Annotated in this window: 19 protein-coding genes; 11 read left to right on the plus strand and 8 right to left on the minus strand. The window is 36.6% G+C overall.

Annotation, left to right across the window (positions count from 1 at the left end):
• The first annotated feature begins 101 nt into the window (after positions 1-101).
• Entirely contained in the window at positions 102-692 is a 591-nt protein-coding gene (locus tag WG904_RS17750) for a DUF502 domain-containing protein (RefSeq protein WP_339580688.1), read from the plus strand.
• On the opposite strand, the gene WG904_RS17755 is transcribed toward WG904_RS17750, so the two are convergent.
• The 3 genes from WG904_RS17755 to WG904_RS17765 all read right to left on the minus strand — a co-directional run bounded on the left by WG904_RS17755 (position 689) and on the right by WG904_RS17765 (position 3,637).
• Positions 689-1,177 (minus strand): hypothetical protein, encoded by a 489-nt coding sequence (locus WG904_RS17755; protein WP_339580689.1) that lies wholly within the window; start codon positions 1,175-1,177, stop codon positions 689-691. The two genes, WG904_RS17750 and WG904_RS17755, sit on opposite strands and share 4 nt — an antisense overlap.
• Before the next feature lie 125 nt (positions 1,178-1,302).
• Positions 1,303-2,010 (minus strand): LOG family protein, encoded by a 708-nt coding sequence (locus tag WG904_RS17760; protein ID WP_339580690.1) that lies wholly within the window; start codon positions 2,008-2,010, stop codon positions 1,303-1,305.
• A 118-nt stretch (positions 2,011-2,128) separates the two neighbouring features.
• On the minus strand, positions 2,129-3,637 hold the full coding sequence (locus WG904_RS17765) for a sodium:solute symporter (protein WP_339580691.1): 1,509 nt from the start codon (positions 3,635-3,637) through the stop codon (positions 2,129-2,131).
• A 133-nt stretch (positions 3,638-3,770) separates the two neighbouring features.
• On the opposite strand from WG904_RS17765, the gene recR reads away from it, so the two are divergent.
• From recR to WG904_RS17785, 4 genes are all read left to right on the plus strand, one after another.
• Positions 3,771-4,388, plus strand: coding sequence for a recombination mediator RecR (gene recR / locus WG904_RS17770; protein WP_339580692.1), 618 nt, complete (start codon positions 3,771-3,773; stop codon positions 4,386-4,388).
• A 90-nt stretch (positions 4,389-4,478) separates the two neighbouring features.
• Positions 4,479-5,246, plus strand: coding sequence for a PI-PLC domain-containing protein (locus WG904_RS17775; RefSeq protein ID WP_339580693.1), 768 nt, complete (start codon positions 4,479-4,481; stop codon positions 5,244-5,246).
• Entirely contained in the window at positions 5,236-6,051 is an 816-nt protein-coding gene (locus WG904_RS17780) for an SDR family oxidoreductase (RefSeq protein ID WP_339580948.1), read from the plus strand. Before WG904_RS17775 ends, WG904_RS17780 begins: the two co-directional genes overlap by 11 nt.
• A gap of 81 nt (positions 6,052-6,132) precedes the next feature.
• Complete coding sequence (locus tag WG904_RS17785; protein ID WP_339580694.1) at positions 6,133-6,975, plus strand: alpha/beta hydrolase; 843 nt, start codon at positions 6,133-6,135, stop codon at positions 6,973-6,975.
• Between the two features lie 14 nt (positions 6,976-6,989).
• Here WG904_RS17785 and WG904_RS17790 read toward each other — a convergent pair whose 3' ends face one another.
• Entirely contained in the window at positions 6,990-7,931 is a 942-nt protein-coding gene (locus tag WG904_RS17790; protein WP_339580695.1) for an ion channel, read from the minus strand.
• A 196-nt stretch (positions 7,932-8,127) separates the two neighbouring features.
• Here WG904_RS17790 and trpD point away from each other — a divergent pair, with 196 nt between their 5' ends.
• The 4 genes from trpD (at position 8,128) to trpA (ending at position 11,809) form a co-directional block, all read left to right on the plus strand.
• Positions 8,128-9,117 (plus strand): anthranilate phosphoribosyltransferase, encoded by a 990-nt coding sequence (trpD, locus tag WG904_RS17795; RefSeq protein ID WP_339580696.1) that lies wholly within the window; start codon positions 8,128-8,130, stop codon positions 9,115-9,117.
• Positions 9,118-9,207: 90 nt separating this feature from the next.
• Positions 9,208-9,828 carry a phosphoribosylanthranilate isomerase gene (locus WG904_RS17800; RefSeq protein ID WP_339580697.1) on the plus strand — a complete coding sequence of 207 codons (621 nt, stop codon included), beginning with the start codon at positions 9,208-9,210 and terminating at the stop codon, positions 9,826-9,828.
• Positions 9,829-9,844: 16 nt separating this feature from the next.
• Complete coding sequence (gene trpB / locus WG904_RS17805; protein ID WP_339580698.1) at positions 9,845-11,026, plus strand: tryptophan synthase subunit beta; 1,182 nt, start codon at positions 9,845-9,847, stop codon at positions 11,024-11,026.
• Positions 11,027-11,041: 15 nt separating this feature from the next.
• On the plus strand, positions 11,042-11,809 hold the full coding sequence (trpA, locus tag WG904_RS17810) for a tryptophan synthase subunit alpha (protein WP_339580699.1): 768 nt from the start codon (positions 11,042-11,044) through the stop codon (positions 11,807-11,809).
• A gap of 4 nt (positions 11,810-11,813) precedes the next feature.
• On the opposite strand, the gene nhaA is transcribed toward trpA, so the two are convergent.
• On the minus strand, positions 11,814-12,977 hold the full coding sequence (nhaA, locus tag WG904_RS17815; protein ID WP_339580700.1) for a Na+/H+ antiporter NhaA: 1,164 nt from the start codon (positions 12,975-12,977) through the stop codon (positions 11,814-11,816).
• Positions 12,978-13,084: 107 nt separating this feature from the next.
• Complete coding sequence (locus tag WG904_RS17820; protein ID WP_339580701.1) at positions 13,085-13,705, minus strand: L-threonylcarbamoyladenylate synthase; 621 nt, start codon at positions 13,703-13,705, stop codon at positions 13,085-13,087.
• A gap of 91 nt (positions 13,706-13,796) precedes the next feature.
• Here WG904_RS17820 and WG904_RS17825 point away from each other — a divergent pair, with 91 nt between their 5' ends.
• A complete protein-coding gene (locus WG904_RS17825) occupies positions 13,797-15,437 on the plus strand; it encodes an FMN-binding glutamate synthase family protein (RefSeq protein WP_339580702.1) in 1,641 nt (546 codons plus the stop codon).
• Positions 15,438-15,661: 224 nt separating this feature from the next.
• Here the strand turns inward: WG904_RS17825 and asnS are convergent, their stop codons facing one another.
• A complete protein-coding gene (asnS, locus tag WG904_RS17830) occupies positions 15,662-17,098 on the minus strand; it encodes an asparagine--tRNA ligase (protein WP_339580703.1) in 1,437 nt (478 codons plus the stop codon).
• Positions 17,099-17,175: 77 nt separating this feature from the next.
• On the opposite strand from asnS, the gene WG904_RS17835 reads away from it, so the two are divergent.
• Positions 17,176-18,483, plus strand: a complete 1,308-nt coding sequence (locus WG904_RS17835) for a sensor histidine kinase (RefSeq protein ID WP_339580704.1) — start codon at positions 17,176-17,178, stop codon at positions 18,481-18,483.
• 541 nt (positions 18,484-19,024) lie between these two features.
• On the opposite strand, the gene WG904_RS17840 is transcribed toward WG904_RS17835, so the two are convergent.
• Positions 19,025-20,842: an ABC transporter ATP-binding protein gene (locus tag WG904_RS17840; RefSeq protein ID WP_339580705.1), complete on the minus strand. Its 1,818-nt coding sequence runs from the start codon at positions 20,840-20,842 to the stop codon at positions 19,025-19,027.
• Positions 20,843-20,872 lie beyond the last annotated feature (30 nt).

A 20,872-nucleotide genomic window follows, 5' to 3' on the forward strand; every position in this document is an offset into this window, starting at 1 on the left:
GAGCAGTATTAATAAATTTTCCCATTGAGACGATATGGATAGACTAAATTTAAGCAATTAACCGAATAACCAATTAACCAAAAATTACGTAATTTTACTCCATGAACAGAATTGGAAAGGCACTTCTTAATTACCTGATTAAAGGATTGTTGATTGTGTTACCAGTTGCACTGAGTGTTTTCATTGTTATTTGGGCCGTAACTACAGTCGATAGCTGGTTAAATATCAATAATATTTTAGGCGTAGACCCTAAAACAGGTGCGAACAGAAATATTCCGGGTTTAGGATTAGGTTTGGTATTAACGATTATTCTAATTTCTGGCATCTTTGTAACCAATTTTGTTACTGAACCTATGTACAATTGGTTTAAGCGGGTGATGAACCGTTTGCCACTCTTAAATTTTATATTTTCTTCAATAAAAGATTTAACAGAAGCCTTTGTGGGCGACGAGAAAAAATTTAATCACCCTGTTTTGGTAGAGGTAGAAGGTGGGATGAAAAGAATTGGTTTTTTAACTCAAAATGACTTAACAAAATTGAATCTACCGGGCGATGCGATTGTTTATTTCCCTTTTTCTTATTCATTTGCCGGCCAAGTTTATGTAGTGAGCAAGGATAGAATAAAGCCTTTAAATATGAGTGCTGCCGATGCCATGAAATTGGTAGTGAGTGGGGGGGTTAGTCAATTTTAATAAGATCGCGTTATGGTGGGTATCATAACCGCAATAATAATAAGAATAATCGCCCTAGAAAAAAATTCTCGAACAAAAAGACCGCTTAACAGCAATAATTCATCTTCATTATCACTTGAAGCAGTTCCGGAAGCAGTTGTAGAATGGTATTGGATAAATTTATCTCGGTGATTCGTTATAGCCCATTGTGATAGCCAGCTGTTTGTATAGCTCCAAGACGCAACATCTAAATCGTTAAAAGTTACAGTTGCTTTTAATTTCCAACCATTATAGGTGATTGTGCCGATTTGATTGTGGTTTTCATCTCTTATTTTAGTGATTGGATTTAAAAACCCCTCTGTCGTGAAATAATAGTTTTTTAGCGCAATTCCCCTTGCGTTATTCTTCAATGAACTAAAGATTAAGCTTCCCTTTATTTCTCCATTGGTATAGAGTTGATAATTGCTATCAAACAAACCTTTTCGCCAAGTTAACAATCGTTTCATTTCAATCTCCTTAATTAATAGACACCATATTTAAGGAATAGTTACGTTAAAGATGCGTTTTGATTAAAGTATGACAAATAACAAATAGATTTCTCCTCGCTACGCTGCGTTCGAAAAGACGGTTTCTAAAAATTTGGTTTCAGTACATATTTATCGTAGAACCTGAAAATGTGTTCCGCTGCATCTTCTGCGGTGTCTACCAATCTGAATAAATTCAAATCTTCGGCATGGATATTATGTTCCATCTCTAACATGTGTGATTTAATCCACTCTACCAATCCGCCCCAATAGGCAGTGCCCACTAAAACAATAGGGAAACGGGCAATTTTTCCCGTTTGAATTAAGGTTATCGCTTCGAATAATTCATCCATTGTTCCCATTCCGCCAGGTAAAACCACAAAGCCTTGAGAATATTTCATGAACATTACTTTTCGAATAAAAAAGTAATCAAATTCTAATAGTTTATTAGGATCGATGTATTTGTTGTGGAATTGTTCGAAAGGCAAATCGATATTTAAACCAACCGATTTTCCGCCGTTCATGTGCGCCCCTTTATTCCCAGCTTCCATAATACCGGGTCCGCCACCCGTAATTACACCATAACCTCGCTCTGTTAATAAGCGACCACATTCTACTGCAATTCCATAATACGGATTTGTTTCTGCTGTACGTGCCGAGCCAAAAATACTTACACAAGGGCCAATTTTAGCAAGTTTTTCGAATCCATCTACAAATTCGGCCATGATTTTAAAAATCTGCCAACTATCGGTAACTTTAATTTCTTGCCAATCTTTATTCGCAAAAGCGCTTCTTATCTTTTCTTCACTAGTCATCTTTTTTGTTTAACTGTTTATGTAAAGTGTCGTCCTCTCGACGATAGGAGAGATCTATAACGTTATTTCTTCACAGATTTCTCCTCGTTCCTCATTCGAGATGACGCCGTGTTTTATATTAAAATTTAGTCTGTTGATCGGTTTTTTTGCTAATCAGCAATAAGCCTGCAAAGGTAATCAAACCATTTACCAAAATCAGTTCTACACTAAATACATATCCACCCAATAAGGTAGTAGAATTTGCAGCTAGGATGAAACATAACGCCGGAGAGAGTACACAAATTAAAGGAACTAATCTGTCATTTACCCCTCTATTTCTAACAAATAGTCCGAAACTATACAACCCTAAAAGTGGTCCGTAGGTATAAGACGCCACCTTAAAAATTCCTGTTACAACCGACTGGTCGTTAACTGCATTAAACAAGATGATTACTAAAAACATCAATATAGAAAAGACAACATGTACAGTGTGCCTCGTTTTAACCGCATTTTTATTATCAAGGTTTTCCTTTTTTGCCATGCCCAAAAAATCTACACAAAATGAAGTGGTTAATGCCGTTAAGGCACTATCGGTAGTGGCAAATGTTGCTGCAGTTAAACCTAGCATAAACACAATTGCTGGTATGGTTGCTAAATGATTTAAAGCAATTTCAGGAAATAAAAAGTCGGTTCGCGGTTTTCCTGTAAGGTGATCTAAAGGAATCTCGATACCGTTTTTACTCGCAAAAACATATAATAATGCACCTACGCTTAAGAAAAAGATATTTAAGATTACAAATACTCCGGTAAACGTAAACATATTTTTTTGAGCTTCTTTAATGGTGCCCATACTTAGGTTTTTCTGCATTAAATCTTGATCTAAACCCGTCATCGCAATAGTTACGAAAATGCCACCAAGTAAAGCCTTACTCACATGAAAACCATTAGTTAAGAAATCTTCGTAGAAGAAGATTTTCGAATACCCACTATTTTTAATCGTTTCGAAAGCCTGCGGAATGCTGAGGTCTAAGCTGTTGCAAATAAAATAAATGGTTAAAAACACAGATAGTACCAAGAAAAACGTTTGTAAGGTATCTGTAATGATAATGGTTTTTAAGCCTCCTTTAAATGTGTATGACCAGATTAATGTTAAAGAAATAAGAACTGTTGCCCAAAATGGTATGTTGTACGAATCGAAAATAAAACGTTGTAAAACAATAACGACCAGGTAGAGACGAAAAGCTGAGCCTATGGTTCTACTGATTAGAAAGATGGAAGCTGCAGTTTTGTAGCTATAAAAACCCAGACGTTGCTCAATGTAACTATAGATCGAGGTCAACTTCATTCGGTAATAAAGCGGCAGTAATACCGTTGCGATTATAATAAAGCCTATTGCATTACCCAATACAAACTGGAAATATTGAAACTGATTTCCAGAGGGAGCGCCAACTTCTCCCGGTACAGATATAAATGTTACCCCAGATAAGGCTGTTCCAATCATCCCGAAAGCAACCAAATACCATTTAGAGTTGCGATTGGCCAAAAAGAAAGTAGAATTATTAGACGATTTTTTTGATGTTGCGAAGGCAATGATAATTAAAATGGCGAAGTAGCCGATCAAAAAGGATAAAAGTATTGCTGGACTCATAAAGTATATTTAGTTTTTAAATGTAAGAAAATACTCTTTAAATCGATTATTTGTGCTAAAAATAAATTGAGTTTTGACTATTAGCTATGGTCTAAATACTTAAGAAATCAACTTTTTTCCTTAATTTCGTAAAATGAATTTTTCTTCCAAGCTGCTCGAAGATGCGGTACACGAATTCTCTAAATTACCTGGTGTGGGGCAAAAAACTGCACTTAGGTTAGTTTTACATTTACTAAATAAGGATCAGGAAGAGGTGTCGCAATTTGGAAATACACTCATTAAACTGAAACAGAATATTAAGCATTGCACTGTTTGCCATAATATTTCAGACCATACCACTTGCAGTATTTGTGCAGCAACAAAAAGAGACAAGGAATTAATTTGTGTAGTAGAAGATACCCGCGATGTAATGGCTATTGAAAACACCAATCAATTTTTTGGTGTGTATCATGTTTTAGGTGGATTAATTTCGCCGATGGACGGTATTGGTCCGTCTGACTTAAGCATTGATAGTTTAGTGCAACGAGTGGCAACAACTCCAGTTAAAGAAATTATTTTAGCTTTAAGTGCTACGATGGAGGGCGATACTACACTTTTCTATCTTCATAAGCGTTTAAAGGATTTCCAAATTCCTATTAGCACTATCGCTAGGGGGATAGCCTTTGGTGGCGAATTGGAATATGCAGATGAGGTAACCTTGGGTAGGTCGATCATTACGCGCGTACCTTATGAAAGTTCAATTTTAAAATAAGTATGAAATAGCCATGTGCCGAAATGCACAAACACAAATGAAGATACAAAGCGTATTCCATATGACAATTGAAAACAATATTATCTACATATGAAAACACGAATTGGTATTGCTTTAGGATTAATGATTTGGGGAAGTACTTTTGCTCAGGTTAAAATTCATTCCCATAACGATTATGTTCAGCAGAAACCTTTCTTTACTGCTTATAACAACAAGGTGGATGAGATGGAAGCTGATGTTTTTCTTGTAGGTGATTCAATTGTAGTGGCGCATAGTAAAAAGGAAATTAATGCTGCAAATACTCTTTATAAACTTTATTTAAAGCCGATTGCTGCGTCTTTTAAAACGCATAAGACCAAATTATATACTGATGAAAAATATACGTTTAGTTTAATGATTGATGTGAAGGAAAGCTGGAATGCAATTTACCCTTCATTGAAGAAAGAAATTGAAAAATATGGAAATATATTTAATCGGGATGCACAAAAATTAGGTGTTCAAATCGTAATCAGTGGTTCGAGACCAGATCATTCTACCTTTTCTACTTATCCAAAATGGTTATTTTTTGATGGACTGCCGAACATCAGCTATGCAAAAAAGGATTTAAAGCGAATTACAATGATAAGCGATAATTTTGCTACCTATTCGAAATGGAAAGGTGTAGGAGAAATTCCAAAAGAGGATAAAGAGAAGTTAAAAAAACTGATTGCCCAGGCGCATAAACTTAATAAACCCATTCGATTTTGGGGAGCACCTGATACTGAAGCCTGTTGGGAACAGTTAGTTGAATTAGGTGCAGATATCATTAACACTGATAAAATTGAAGAAAGTAAGAAATATTTCCAGAATGAACGTTAAAGATAAAACCATCATCATAACAGGCGCCTCATCGGGCATAGGTAAGGCATTGGCCGAAGAATTGGCACAGCGTGGCGCAAACTTGGTTTTAGCCGCTAGGCAATATGTTACCTTATGCGAAATCACAGCTAACTTAGAAGCAAAATATGCAATTAAAGCACTTGCTGTGCAAACTGATGTTAGTAAGGAAATAGATTGTGAAGTATTGGTTAAGCAGGCCGTTGCAACTTTTGGTAAAGTTGATATTTTAATTAACAACGCGGGTTTATCCATGCGTGCGCTATTTAAGGATTTAGATTTAGCTGTACTCAAGAATTTAATGGATGTTAATTTTTGGGGAACGGTGTATTGTACTAAATATGCTTTGCCAGAAATTTTAAAAACCAAAGGTAGCATTGTTGCCGTATCTTCCATAGCAGGCTATAGAGGTTTGCCTGGAAGAACGGGTTATTCCTCATCAAAATTTGCAATGAATGGATTTATGGAAGCGTTACGAACAGAATTACTAAGAACAGGCGTACATGTAATGGTGGCATGCCCAGGTTTTACCACCTCGAATATTCGGGTTGCTGCCTTAGCTAAGGATGGTGCAGCGCATGGCGAAACCAGTATGGAGGAAGGTAAAATGATGACCGCCGAAGAGGTTGCAACCCGTATTAGTGATGGGATCGTTAATCGCAAACGTACATTAATTATGACAAGGCAAGGCAAATTAGCCGTTTGGATGAATAAATTGTTTCCTGCATTTACCGATAAAAAGGTTTTTGAATTATTTGCTAAAGAAAAGAATGCCTTGATAAAGTAGTAAGTATTCAGGGATTTAGTAGGAAGTATCAAGACAGGGTGCAGAAAATTAGGTGTATTATGTTTCTATGTTAAATAAAATATGAGTTTTAGAACTGCTTTTATGATTTTTGCTTTTTTAGGACAGATTTTTTCTGGATATGCTCAGGTTCGAGTGGTTAAAAATATTAATTATGCGGCGACCAATAGCATAGATAACACGTTAAATATCTATCACAAAAAAGACAATCTTCAAAATCAAGACGTCATTATCTTTATTCATGGCGGTTCATGGAGTAGTGGCAAGAAGGAAACCTATTGGTGGTTAGGAAGAAATTTAGCAAAAAAGAATATCGTAACGGCTGTTATTAATTACCCATTAGCCCCAAATGCTACCTATAAAGAAATGGCTTTGGCTAGTGCTCAAGCGGTAAAATGGGTTAGGGATAGTATTTCGAATTATGGAGGCAATCCGAGTCGTATTTTTTTAATGGGCCATTCGGCCGGTGGACATTTATGTGAACTCATTAACTCGGATATGGAGTATTTTAAAGCGGTGAATATAGATAATCCAATAAAAGGAGTGATTTTAGATGATGCTTTTGGTTTGGATATGGAAGAATATTTAACAAAAGCAGAAAAAGACGATAATTATTTCGATTTTTTAAGAACCTTTAGTCCAGATCCTAAAATATGGCAAGCGGGTTCGCCATTATTTTACATCAAAAATGTAAATAACCCTCATTTGTTGTTTTATGGAAGCAAAACATACGAAGCCATACAAATTCAAACTGAGCGAATTTATAAAAGGTTAAAAGAACAAAATGTAACTGTAAAATTAGCGGTAATTCAGGATAAAAAACATGTGGGCATGATTAGTCAACTTATTTTTGGAGGCAATAAAATGTACAAAATTATTGTTGATTTTCTTAAGGAGACAACCTGAACACCCCCAAGAATTTAAGCTATTGCCTCTACTGCGCTTATCTTTGATAAATCTAACGTAGTTATGCCTTGCTCATCTTGAGAAAGAAGACTGGCAAATCGACAGTGAAAGAGTATATGATCGTCTAAATAAGATGCCCTACTATGTACAGTTTGAGAAAAAGTATCATCAAAAGCTTGCAGAAGTACTAAAACTTCAGTCTCTCCTTCAATCATTTCCTCATGGCTCATTCCAAATAGTGGGCTTTTCTCATCAATCGGGTGTACAACCGTCCAGCTTAAACTTAACAAGCCAATTTTATTTCGTTCCAGTTCTAAAGGGAAGAATCTTCTTGTTTTTTTACCATCTACCAGTTGATTTATGGTAAAAACCATTTGCACTCCAATTTCAATCAATTGATTGTTACGTGCATTGGCTAGTCTGAACATTAAGCCTGTTATGCCTTTGTAAGGTGCTACAACCATGTTTTTGCTGTATAAAATTTTAGCTGTGGGTCTCGAAAACCTACCGTATAATAATCCAGTAGCTAGCGCAAAAGCCAATAAACCTAACATCGACTCGAAAGCAGCTACACAACTAGTTAAAAACCCATTCGGACTAATATGGCCATAACCTACAGTAGAGATGGTTTGTGCAGAGAAGAAAAAGGCATCAAAAAAATGATCTCTAGTTGTTATACCAGCTGCACCACGTAAGTTTTCTATTCCAATCAGGACATAAATGGATGCGAATAGAATATTGATGATTAGATATGAAGCAAGGATAATTAGTATGAACTTACGCCACGACATCGAAATTAACCAATTATAGGTGTCGTCTGAACGGAAAAAGGGTAGGCCAATTCTCTTTACATTCGAAGTTCCATCGGGGTTCATCATTCTTTGGTCTTTTCCCATCGGCCGTTTGCCAAAGCCTAAATCGTCGTCGTCATGCTGTTTTTTTCTATTAAATGCCATATTTCTAAATTATTTCAAGAAAGATTTTGCAAATAATAAAAACTATTCCATATTTGTGGCAGAATGATACAGATAAACACAAATAAAAACTGGTGGTGGCATAACGCAATAGCGTGATGTAACCTCTTTTGTGCTTATTTTTTATAAAAATATTTAGAAGGTTGCTTATTTAGGCAGCCTTTTTTGTTTTACACTCATGAAGAAAATTTTAAACCACTTATTCGAAAATAAAACCTTTAGCCGTGAAGAAGCGCAACGAATTTTAACGGCTATTGCACTTGGCGAGTTTAACAGTTCACAAATTGCCGCTTTTATTACAGCGTATGGAATGCGTAATATTACGGTATACGAATTGCAAGGTTTTCGTGATGCAATGTTAGATTTATGTTTAAAAATAGATTTTTCAGAATTTGAACTCGTTGATCTTTGTGGAACAGGTGGTGATGGTAAGGATACTTTCAATATTTCCACTTTGGCTTCATTTGTGGTCGCGGGTGCCGGATATAAAGTAGCCAAGCATGGAAATTATGGGGTGTCGTCTGGCTGTGGTTCTTCGAATGTGATGGAGTTCTTAGGTTATACGTTTACAAACGATGAAAGTACATTGAAAAAGAGCTTAGACCAAGCAGGAATTTGCTTTTTGCATGCACCCTTATTTAATCCCGCAATGAAAACGGTAGCACCCATTAGGAAGGAGCTGGGGGTGAAAACTTTTTTCAATATGCTGGGCCCAATGGTGAATCCGGCGCAGCCGAAAAATCAGATTGTAGGGGTGTTTAGTTTAGAATTGGCTCGTCTATATGCTTATTTATATCAACAAACGGATAAAAATTATACCATTATCCATGCCGTTGATGGCTTTGATGAAGTTTCGTTAACCTGCGATTTTAAAACGTTTAGCAAAAATGGTGAGCAACTAAATAAAATAGCCGATTTGGGTTTCGAAGAAATAACCGAGCAAGAAATTCAGGGTGGAAATACAGTAGAATCTTCTGCCGAGATTTTTATGAGCGTTTTAAATGCAAAAGGCACAGATGCGCAAACAAACGTGGTATTAACTAACGCAGCCATAGCTATACAAACCATTAAAGGGAAGGTTGAATTTGCCGATTGTTATTATGAAGCAGAAGAATCGTTGTTGAGTAAAAGAGCATTAGGAAGTTTTACAGAATTGATAAACGTTTAAATTGAAACTTTAGGAGTTGAGAAAATGAAGTTTTTTGTCTTAATAAACTTAATTTAATGGTAAAAAAGATAGATGAATGGTAAAAACAATATGAAATTAAAGCTAAAAGTTTGTGGAATGAAACATGCGGCTAATATTGCTGCTGTAGCCGAACTACATCCTGATTATTTGGGTTTCATTTTTTATCCTAAATCTCCACGTTTTATTAGCGAAGTTTCTGCAGAGTTAATAAAATATATTCCATCAAGTATTAAAACAACTGGAGTTTTTGTGGGTGAGGATATAGAAACTGTTAAGGCTTACATTTTTAAATATAACTTAAAAGCTGTTCAACTACATGGCAAGGAAAATACAGAATACTGCAAAGAAATTAAATTAACTGGAGTAGAGCTAATTAAGGCATTTGGAATAACAGAGGATTTTGATTTTTCTCAATTGGTAAGCTACTTAAATGTAGTTGATTATTTTTTATTCGACACACAAACCCCTCAACATGGTGGCTCAGGTAAAGTATTTGATTGGAGAGTGTTAGAAAATTATACCCTAGATAAACCTTACTTTTTAAGTGGCGGCATTGATTTAGAGCATATAGGAAAGCTAAAGGAAATAAGCGACAAAAGGTTGTACGCAGTAGATATAAATAGCAAGTTTGAGCTAGAGCCTGGATTAAAAGATGTTAAAAGGATTAAGGAATTTGTAGAAATGACGTGAAGCAAAAACAATAATTATGAACTATTTTGTAAATGAAAAAGGATATTATGGCGATTTTGGGGGAGCATACATTCCCGAAATGCTGTACCCTAATGTGGAAGAATTAAGACAAAAGTATTTGTCGATCATACGTGAAGATAGCTTTCAACAAGAGTTTAAGGCTTTGTTAAAAGATTACGTAGGCCGTCCATCGCCACTTTATTTAGCTAAACGTCTATCTGAAAGATATGGGGCTAATATTTTCTTAAAAAGAGAAGATTTAAACCACACTGGTGCACATAAAATCAACAATACAATCGGACAGATTTTATTGGCCGAACGTTTGGGCAAGAAACGGATTATCGCTGAAACCGGAGCTGGTCAGCATGGTGTGGCAACGGCCACCGTTTGCGCATTACGTGGATTGGAATGTGTGGTGTACATGGGCGAGGTAGACATTAAGCGCCAAGCCCCAAACGTTGCGCGAATGAAGATGTTAGGGGCTAAGGTTGTTCCCGCTACATCAGGCAGTAAAACATTAAAAGATGCGACCAACGAAGCCATGCGCGATTGGATTAATAATCCAGTGGATACACATTATATCATAGGCTCTGTGGTAGGTCCTCACCCATATCCCGATATGGTAGCCCTATTTCAATCCATTATTTCTGAAGAAACTAAGAAGCAGTTAATCGAGCATACTGGAAAAGACGAACCCGACTATGTTTTGGCTTGTGTAGGTGGTGGTAGCAATGCCATAGGAATGTTTTATCATTTTATTGACGATAAAAATGTTAAGCTCATCGCTGTCGAAGCTGCGGGAAAAGGAGTAGATTCAGGTTTCTCTGCAGCTACAACTAATTTAGGTAAAGAAGGTGTTTTGCATGGAAGTAGAAGTATTTTAATGCAAACGTCAGACGGGCAAGTGGTAGAACCACATTCAGTTTCAGCTGGTTTAGATTATCCTGGTATCGGCCCACAACACGCCCATTTGTTTAAAACTGGCCGTGGAAAATATGTTTCCATTACAGATGAAGAATCGCTAGAAGCAGGTTTATTATTAACACAATTGGAAGGTATTATTCCTGCAATTGAAAGTGCGCATGCCTTGGCGTATTTAGAGTATATGGAATTTAACCCAGGCGAAAATGTGGTGGTGTGTTTATCGGGCCGCGGCGACAAAGACATGGAAACGTATATGAAACATTTTAACTTATAGATTTGAGATTTAGCTATGAACCGATTACAACAACTCTTCGCAAAACAAGGAAAAAATCTTCTTTCCATATATTATACTGCAGGGTATCCCAATTTAACCGATACATTAAAAATTGCTGAAGCTTTAGAAAAAGCTGGAGCAGATTTTATAGAAATCGGATTTCCGTACTCAGATCCTGTTGCCGATGGACCAACAATTCAAGCCAGTAGCAAGCAAGCGCTTGATAGTGGAATGACTCTAGAAATTCTTTTCGAACAATTAAAGGATTTACGTAAAACCGTTAGCATCCCTATTTTATTAATGGGATATGTAAATGTGGTTTTGCAGTATGGGGTTGAAGATTTTTGTAAAAAATGTAAAGAAGTTGGAGTGGATGGTTGCATCATTCCAGATCTTCCGATGTACGAGTACGAAGAACTTTACCATAACTACTTCTCAGAAAACGGTCTTAGTAACATCTTTTTAGTTACCCCGCAAACCTCTGAAGAACGCATCAGAAAAATTGATGCATTGAGCAATGCATTCATTTATTTATTATCGTCTGCAGCCACTACAGGAAAGGATTTAGATGTTTCAGCTCAAGCGAGAACTTATTTTGCACGTATCAAAGCTATGGACTTAAAAAATCCAGTGATGATTGGTTTTGGTATTTCAGATCGGAAAACCTTCGATTCGGCAAATGAATATGCTAACGGAGCTATTATTGGAAGTGCTTTTGTTAAAAATCTAGATGAAAACAGGTTAGAAGCTAGTATAAAAGAGTTTATGAGCGAGTTTAGGTAACTCATTATCCCTTTATCATTTTCAAGAACAAAAATCCACTTAGTCCAGCGATAGCCGAAGCACATAAAATTGCAAATTTTGCTTCCAAAATATGATCGGTACTATTGAATGATAATAATGAGATGAAAATGGACATGGTAAACCCTATTCCTGCTAACATCCCTACACCAATAATATGTTTCCAATTTGCACCTGAGGGTAGCTTCGCAAGCTTAATTTTAACCGCAAACCACGAAAATAAGGTAACACCAAGGGTTTTACCTAAAAATAATCCCGCTATAATACCCAGCCCCAAAGGAGAAACCAGCCCATCAACCATCTCGTTCTTGAAAGTAATATTGGTATTAGCCAATGCAAAAATAGGCATGATTAGATAATTTACTGGAACGGTTAAAAAATGCTCTAATTTCTCCAGGGGTGATTCGATTGCTGTATCATTTGTTGGGATCGTAAAGGCTAATAAAACGCCTGCAATGGTAGCATGTATTCCCGAATGGTGAACAAAATACCATAAAAATAATCCTGGTATTAAATAAAACCATAAATTTTTAACTTTAAAGTAATTTAAGGCAAGAAGTAATGCGAAAACCACTCCAGCCATTAAAAAATAATTCCAATAAATTTGAGCTGTATAAAAGATGGCAATCACTATAATTGCTCCTAAATCGTCGGCAATAGCTAAGGCAGCTAAGAATATCTTTAATGAGCCAGGTACATTTTTCCCTAATATGGCAATAATAGCTAAAGCAAAAGCAATATCGGTAGCCATCGGAATTCCCCAGCCCGAAGCGGTATCTTCACCTTTGTTGAAAAGGAAATAAATTATTGCAGGAATAATCATCCCTCCCAATGCAGCCAATACGGGTAAGGACGCATTTTTTATACTCGATAATTCGCCTTCTATTAATTCTCTTTTAATTTCTAAACCCACTAAAAGGAAAAAAATGGCCATTAATCCGTCGTTAATCCATGTAGAAATGCTGTAAGTTAAATGAATACCGGCAACGTTAATTCCAATGTTGTGTGCTAAAAACTCAATATAATCCAGCTTATGGCTCGAATTTGCAATCCATAATGAAATACAAACACAAATTAAAAGGAAGATGCCGCCAATTTTACCTGATTGAAAGAATTTTTTAAAAATAGAGAGGTTAATCTTTTTTGCCATTTATTTGCTTAATATTTGCTACAGATATGCAGATTTAGGTCAGTATGCATACTATACAAAATTAACATTTAACTTATTAATCAACGCATCCGCGGATAAAAAAACACCTATAGAAATTCTGCTAAATCCCCTTTTCCTTCACGTATAATTTCAAATTCTCCTGTGGTGCAATCCACTACCGTAGAGGGTTCATTATCGCCATAACCACCATCAATTACAGCATCTACTTGTTCTTGGTACTTTTCGTAAATTAATTCTGGGTCGGTAGAATATTCGATCATTTCGTCGTCGTCTTTAATGGAGGTAGAAATTATAGGGTTTCCCAGTGCTTCCACAATAGATCGAGCAATTTCGTTATCGGGAACTCTTATGCCCACTGTTTTTTTATTCGAACTTAATAGTTTAGGTACATTGTTATTGGCATTAAAAATAAAAGTAAAGGGGCCAGGCAAGGCTTTTTTCAACACCCTAAATACAGTGGTATCTATGGGTTTAATAAAATCGGAAATATGCCTTAAATCGGAGCAAATGAAAGAAAAGTTTGCTTTTTCTGGTTTTATGCCGCGAATACGACAGATTTTTTCGATTGCTTTCTGATTGGTGATGTCGCAACCCAAACCATACACCGTATCGGTTGGATAAATGATCAATCCCCCCTTTTTCAAGATTTCTACAACTTGATCTATGGCTCTTGGATTCGGGTTTTCTGGATAAATCTTGATTAACATACTCAAAAATAACAAAATCGGGGGTAAGTTGTTTAGTTTTAATGCGCTTCTTTTATTATTTTTGAGTACACCTTGAAGCTAAACATTAATTATGAGAAAAGCTTTCGTTGCCATTGCCGCCTTTTTAGTCGCCCTCACTATAATGCTGGGATTATTGTATCCGCCATTGTGGTGGTCGTTTATTTTTACAGGTCCTTTTGTAATTTTGGGTGTTTACGATTTATATCAACCAAAGCATAGTATAGTTCGGAATTATCCGGTTTTTGGCAGGCTTAGGTATTTTATGGAGGAATTAAGGCCGAAAGTGTATCAGTATTTTGTAGAAAGCGATACCAATGGCAAGCCGTTCAGTAGATTGAACCGTTCCCTAATTTACCAACGTGCTAAGAAAGAAAACGATACTATTCCATTTGGAACACAGCTAGACGTTTATGAAAATGGATACGAATGGTTAAGCCATAGCATAGCTGCAGTTAGTCACCACGAATTAGAAGTTAATCCACGTGTTACAGTTGGTGGTCCAGAATGCACGCAACCCTATTCGGCCAGCATATATAACGTATCTGCTATGAGTTTTGGATCGCTTAGTCAGAATGCTATTTTAGCCTTAAATGGGGGCGCGAAAATGGGAGGCTTTGCACATAATACTGGCGAAGGTGGCATTAGCGATTACCATAATGGACCTGGGGGCGATTTGATTTGGCAGATTGGAACTGGGTATTTTGGTTGCAGACATCACGATGGTTCATTTAATTATGAAGCCTTTGCTAGTCGATCGCAAACAGAAAATGTAAAGATGATCGAAATTAAGTTATCACAAGGAGCTAAACCCGGTCACGGAGGTATTTTACCTGCAAGTAAAGTTACCCCAGAAATTGCTCGCATTCGTTTGGTAAAAGAAGGTTTTGATGTAATTTCTCCTCCAGCACACACTGCTTTTTCTACTCCCTTAGAAATGATGGCTTTTGTGAAAAAACTTAGAGAACTGTCAAACGGCAAGCCTATTGGGTTTAAATTATGCATTGGCAGAAGGAGTGAATTTTTTGCTATTTGCAAAGCCATGGTAGAAAGCGGTATTTATGTAGATTTTATTACCGTCGATGGAGGAGAAGGCGGTACAGGGGCTGCGCCACAAGAATTTTCGAATGCTGTAGGTATGCCTTTGAGAGAAGGAGTGGCATTTGTACACGATGTACTCACAGGTTTTGGATTAAAGAAATATATTAAAATTATTGCTTCGGGTAAAATATCGTCGGGTTTCGATTTGGTTAAAAATATTGCCTTAGGTGCCGATTTATGTAACTCGGCAAGAGGGATGATGTTTGCTTTAGGCTGTATTCAGGCGCTCGAATGTAATAGTAATACCTGTCCAACCGGTGTAGCTACGCAAGATCAAAGTTTAATGAAGGGTTTAGTGGTTGAAGATAAAACGGTACGCGTTTTCAATTTTCACCGATTAACGGTTCAAAGTGCGGTAGAATTGCTAGGAGCGGCAGGATTGCGACACCCTTACCAACTTACACGAGCGTACATTAATAGGCGGATGACACAGAATGTGATGCAATCTTACTTAGAAACCTATCCTTATATTCCGGAGGGAAGTTTATTGCAAAGCCCTTATCCATCACAGTTCGAATTGGGGATGGCATTGAGTACATCCGCAAGCTTTGCGCCAACAGATTACCGTGTTTCGGCAGTCGATTATCAAGCGGCAAGCGCGCATTCTGTTTAGTTTTTAACACAGAGGAGATAGAGCTTTCGCAGAGCACGCGGAGTAAATTATTTTAACGGCAAAGGGCGCCAAGGTCGCAAAGTTGGGTGTGAGTTACCATCAAAATAAATAGTTAAAACGATTGTCTGTACGCCCTCAGCGATCTTTGCAGTTTAAGTGTGCGTATTGCCTACACTCCCCCGTTTCTCTGTGAATACTTTAAGATCTCTGTGGTTATGAATTACCTAAAATTCAGCGTTCTTCGGAAATCTTGGGAAAGCAATTACGTCTCTAATGTTAGTCATACCAGTAACGAACAACACTAATCGTTCAAAACCCAAGCCAAAACCGGCATGTGGTACTGATCCAAAGCGACGGGTGTCTAAATACCACCACAGTTCTTCTTGCGGGATATTCATTTCTTCCATGCGTTTGGTTAACTTATCCAATCGTTCTTCACGCTGTGAACCCCCAATCATCTCGCCTATCCCAGGAAATAGCACATCCATAGCCGCTACCGTTTTGCCATCTTCGTTCATTCGCATATAAAATGATTTGATGTCTTTCGGGTAATCGGTTAAGATTACTGGTTTTTTAAAATGCTTTTCGACTAAATAGCGTTCATGTTCAGATTGTAAATCTGCCCCCCATTCATCAATAAGGTATTTAAACTGTTTCTTCTGATTTGGTTTCGAATGTTTTAAGATTTGTATCGCTTCGGTATAGGTTAAACGTTCAAAATCGTTAGCTAAACAGAAGTTAAGTTTTTCGATTAATGATAATTCACTGCGTTCTTGTTGTGGTTTTTGTTTTTCTTCCTCTACTAAACGGTCATTTAAAAAGGTTAACTCGTCTTTGCAGTTCTCAATGGCGTAGTTAATGATGTATTTCATCATGTCTTCGGCCAACTGCATATTATCTTCAATATCGGCAAAAGCAACTTCAGGTTCAATCATCCAAAATTCGGCTAAATGGCGAGTTGTGTTTGAATTTTCTGCTCTGAAAGTTGGTCCGAAAGTATAAATCTGTCCAAATGCAGTGGCGGCTAATTCGCCTTCTAGCTGACCCGAAACGGTTAAGTTAGTGGCACGACCAAAGAAATCTTCCGAAAAATCTATTTTTCCATCTTCTGTTCTTGGGGTTTTGTCGAATTCTAACGTGGTTACTTTGAACATTTCACCGGCACCTTCGGCGTCGCTAGCGGTTATAATTGGTGTGTGCATGCATACAAAACCGCGATCATTATAAAACTTGTGGATAGCAAAGGCTAAAGCATGACGAACTTTAAATACAGCATTAAACGTATTTGTTCTAAAACGCAAATGCGCATTTTCTCTTAAGAACTCCAAACTATGCTTTTTAGGTTGTATGGGGTATTGTTCAGGATTGCTATCGCCCAATATCTCAATTGAAGAGGCTTTAATATCTACCTTTTGCCCTTTACCTATTGACTCAACAATAATGCCTCTTACGTTTAGTGCTGCGCCTGTGGTAATACGTTTTAACAATTCTTCGGGCGTATTGGTGAAATCTACCACCACTTGGATATTGCCCATGCAAGAGCCATCGTTTAAGGCGATAAATTGATTGTTGCGAAACGTGCGCACCCAACCCATAACCGTTACTTCTTTGTTAAATACTGTAGATTCTAATAAGTCTTTAATTTTTTCTCTCTTTATCATCCTGCAATAGCTTTTATAAGGGGTGCAAAAATAAGGATTTTAACCTAAAAACCTGTAAAATATCATTAAGTTTGTTTATGCAAATTTTCGGAAAAGAAATTAATGGGAAAAGGTTAGTAGGAGAACCTGAACTTTTTTCGCTTGAAGAGCGGATTTTTAATACCGTTTGCATTATTGCCTTTGTTACCATGTGTTTTGAGGTTCCTTTTAATCTAATTATAGGATTAATGGTGCCAGCAAGCCTATGTATTTTTGGTGTTTTTTTTTCAGCCTATCTGTACTACCTATCGCGATTTAAACGAAAATCATCTATTGGAATCCAGCTATTTTGTTTTGTCTGCAACCTTTTATTTGTAGTTAATTATTTTTTTAATTCGGGAATTTTTGGGCCAAATTTGTTGTTGTTTTTGTTGGCCTTATTTTTAGTGGTTACCATTATTCCAAAAAATCAATTTAAGATTTGGGTAACACTTAACTTGATTTCGGTATTTACCTTATTGGTATTGGAGTATCTTTATCCCGAACTTGCCAAAAACGTCTATGATAGTAATTTGAGTAAGGCCATAGATTTTGCAATTACCTATTTTGTTGCCGTTTTACTTATTTATTTTACCATTAATTATATAAGAAAGAATTACGACACCGAGAAGAAAGCAGTTCTTGATCGAAATATTGCTATAGAAAACCAAAAACTTGAACTCGAACGGTTAAATTCTGAAAAAGATAAATTGTTTTCTATCGTAACGCATGATCTTCGTACGCCTTTAAATTCGATTCAAAGTTATTTGGAACTGCTTTCCATGTCAGAATTGGACGAAGATGAAAGGAAAATTTTAAAGAAACGCTTGCTCGAGATTACAAAAGATACTTCTGCTATGTTAACAAATGTGCTGTCGTGGTCTAAAACGCAGATGGAGGGAACGCATGCAGAATTAATTTCCTTAAAGGTTAAAAATGCCCTAATTAGTGGCTTAAGTATTGAAAGAAATCTATCGCTAAAAAAGGGGGTGAATTTTGAGATCGCTTGCGATGATGATTTAGCTATAATTGCAGATAAAAATATGTTTGAACTCGTATTGAGGAATTTGGTTAATAATGCGATTAAGTTTACGTCAAGTGGGGGATTGGTTCGTATCTCGGCGACAAAGAAAGATTCAGAATGCCATATTGTTGTTAAAGATAATGGTTTGGGGATTGATCCCAAGCAACAAGAAAAATTGTTTCAGTTAAAAGCAGCATCAACATATGGCACCAATAACGAAAGAGGCGTAGGGGTAGGGTTGTTGCTTTGTAAAGAATTTACCGATTTACAGGGAGGAAAAATAGGTTTCGAAAGTAAATTAGGTGAAGGTTCATCCTTTTATCTTTCTTTTAAACTGAGTTAAGATAATTTTATCTTTTTTGTGTTAAAATTTGAAAAATATCTCATTTCATCTTAATTTTCTGATAGATTTTGTATTTTTTATTGATTTATTAGGTGTTTATTTGATTTTTTTCATAAAATATCAAGTATTATTTAAGTTTTTTTGAAAAAATACTAAAACAATCAATTTTTATCGTAAATTTTTAATAAAAAATCGTTTCATTTTCTTATTTGATAGTTATTTTGAGAGAAAATTCATTTATTTTTCAATAAAATTAAAAATATTATTGAAATTATTTATTTTTTATAAAAAATTATATATATTTGTCATGTTCATACAAAAAAGTACATTTATATTTGGTTTGATTAAAGCTCTGGTTGGATGGCCAGAGCTTTTTCATTAAAAAATTAAACAAAGAAGAATAAATTATTCTCAAAAAAGAACAAGACTACGCTAATTATAAAACTAAACCAACCTAAACTAAAAGACCAGCCGAATTCGACTGGTCTTTTTTTAATTTTCTAAATTCAAAACACGTATTTTAACATTAGTCGAACAAGAGCTATTGCTGTAACCTACTCAAATATCGATATAGACCCTCTTGATTACCTATCAATTCTAAGTGATTTCCTGATTCTATAATCTGACCTTTCTCGAGTACGATTATATTATCGGCTTCACGGATGGTAGATAATCGGTGTGCAATAATAATTGATGTACGACCCTTCATTAATTCTTCAAGTGCCTCTTGTACTAAACGTTCTGATTCTGAATCTAAAGAAGACGTAGCTTCATCTAAAATCAGTATGGATGGATTTTTTAGCAATGCTCTCGCAATAGCAATACGCTGGCGTTGACCGCCAGATAATTTAACCCCGCGTTCGCCTACTACGGTTTCGTATGCTTCAGGAAATGAAGAAATAAATTGATGTGCATTTGCGCGCTGTGCAGCTTTGATAATTTCTCCTTTTGTAGCACTTAATTTGCCGTAGGCGATATTTTCTAAGATAGTACCCCCAAATAGCATTACGTCTTGAGGCACAATAGCTACCTGATTGCGGATATCGGTAAGGGAATAGGAGCTTGCCGATTTACCATCGAACAAAATCTCTCCGCTTTGCGGATGATAAAACTGTAAGATCAACGTAGCCATAGTCGATTTCCCCGACCCGCTTGGTCCAACAATAGCCACTTTTTGACCCACTTTGGCTTCGAAAGAAACGTTGCGTAATATTTCTAACTCTGGTCGCGAAGGATAAGCGAAGTTAATGTTTCGAAAAGACAGATTACCTTCTATTTTTTGAATAATGTTATCGTCTTTCTCGTTAGTCGATATTTCTTCGCCTGGTTCGGCCAATATTTCGAGTACGCGTTCGCTAGCGCCTACTGTTTTTTGTACGTTGGCAAACAATTCGGGAAAACTACCAAGGGAACTCCCTAAAAACATAGCATATAGGGAGAATTTCAATAGTTCGCCAAACGTAATTTCGTGCCTACTTACCAGCACGCAACCATAACCTACTACACCAAGCACGCCACCAAAAACGCACAATACAATAAATGATACAAACATGCCCCTAAATTTTGCGCCTCGAACAGCAATATTGGCAACATCACGAATGGTATTGCTATAACGCTTGGCTTCGAAAGATTCGTTCACAAAAGCTTTTACATTCGCAATGCCCTGCAAGGTTTCTTCTACTATGGTATTCGATTCGGCCATTTTATCCTGCGCTTGGCGTGAGATTTTTCTGATAAATCGCCCAAAGAATACCGCAAATACAATAAGGAGGGGCAGTACCATGAGAAGTGCAATTACCAATTTTTTAGAAATAATGGCCATAAAAATAATACCTCCCACAAGTAAAACAGCCTGCCTGATAATCTCTGCGATGGTGGTGGTAAGTGTATCTTGTACCTGCGATAAATCTGCAGATATACGGCTATTGAGTTCTCCCACCCTTCGGTTAGAAAAGAAATTCATGGGTAGGGTAATTAACTTGAAGTAAGTGTCTCGCCTTATATCTGCCAATGAGCGCTCTGCCACATTAACAAACCAAAGTATACGAAAATAAGATACCATAGCCTGCACAGCCAATACCACAAATGCCAATGTTAATATGCCCTGTATAGTGCCAGGTAAATAGCTACTGGTATGCTTCCCTTGTGCAGTATCGATAAGTCCGCCAATAAATGATGGGAAGGCAAGCCCAACTAAGCTCGATAAAAACAGGAAGAAAAGCGCTGCAATGAATTTAAAGCGATAGGGTTTAAGATATCTAAGTAGCCGTGCAACATGGGTTAAGGTTTCTCTATTTAACTTTGCTTTTGGCAAATCTATGCTTGCTTCATTACCGCTGTTTAATCGTTGTCGTGCCATTGAGAGTTAGTCATGAATTTGTGCTCAGCA

The sequence above is a fragment of the Pedobacter anseongensis genome (genome assembly GCF_037482965.1).
GTDB lineage: Bacteria > Bacteroidota > Bacteroidia > Sphingobacteriales > Sphingobacteriaceae > Pedobacter > Pedobacter anseongensis.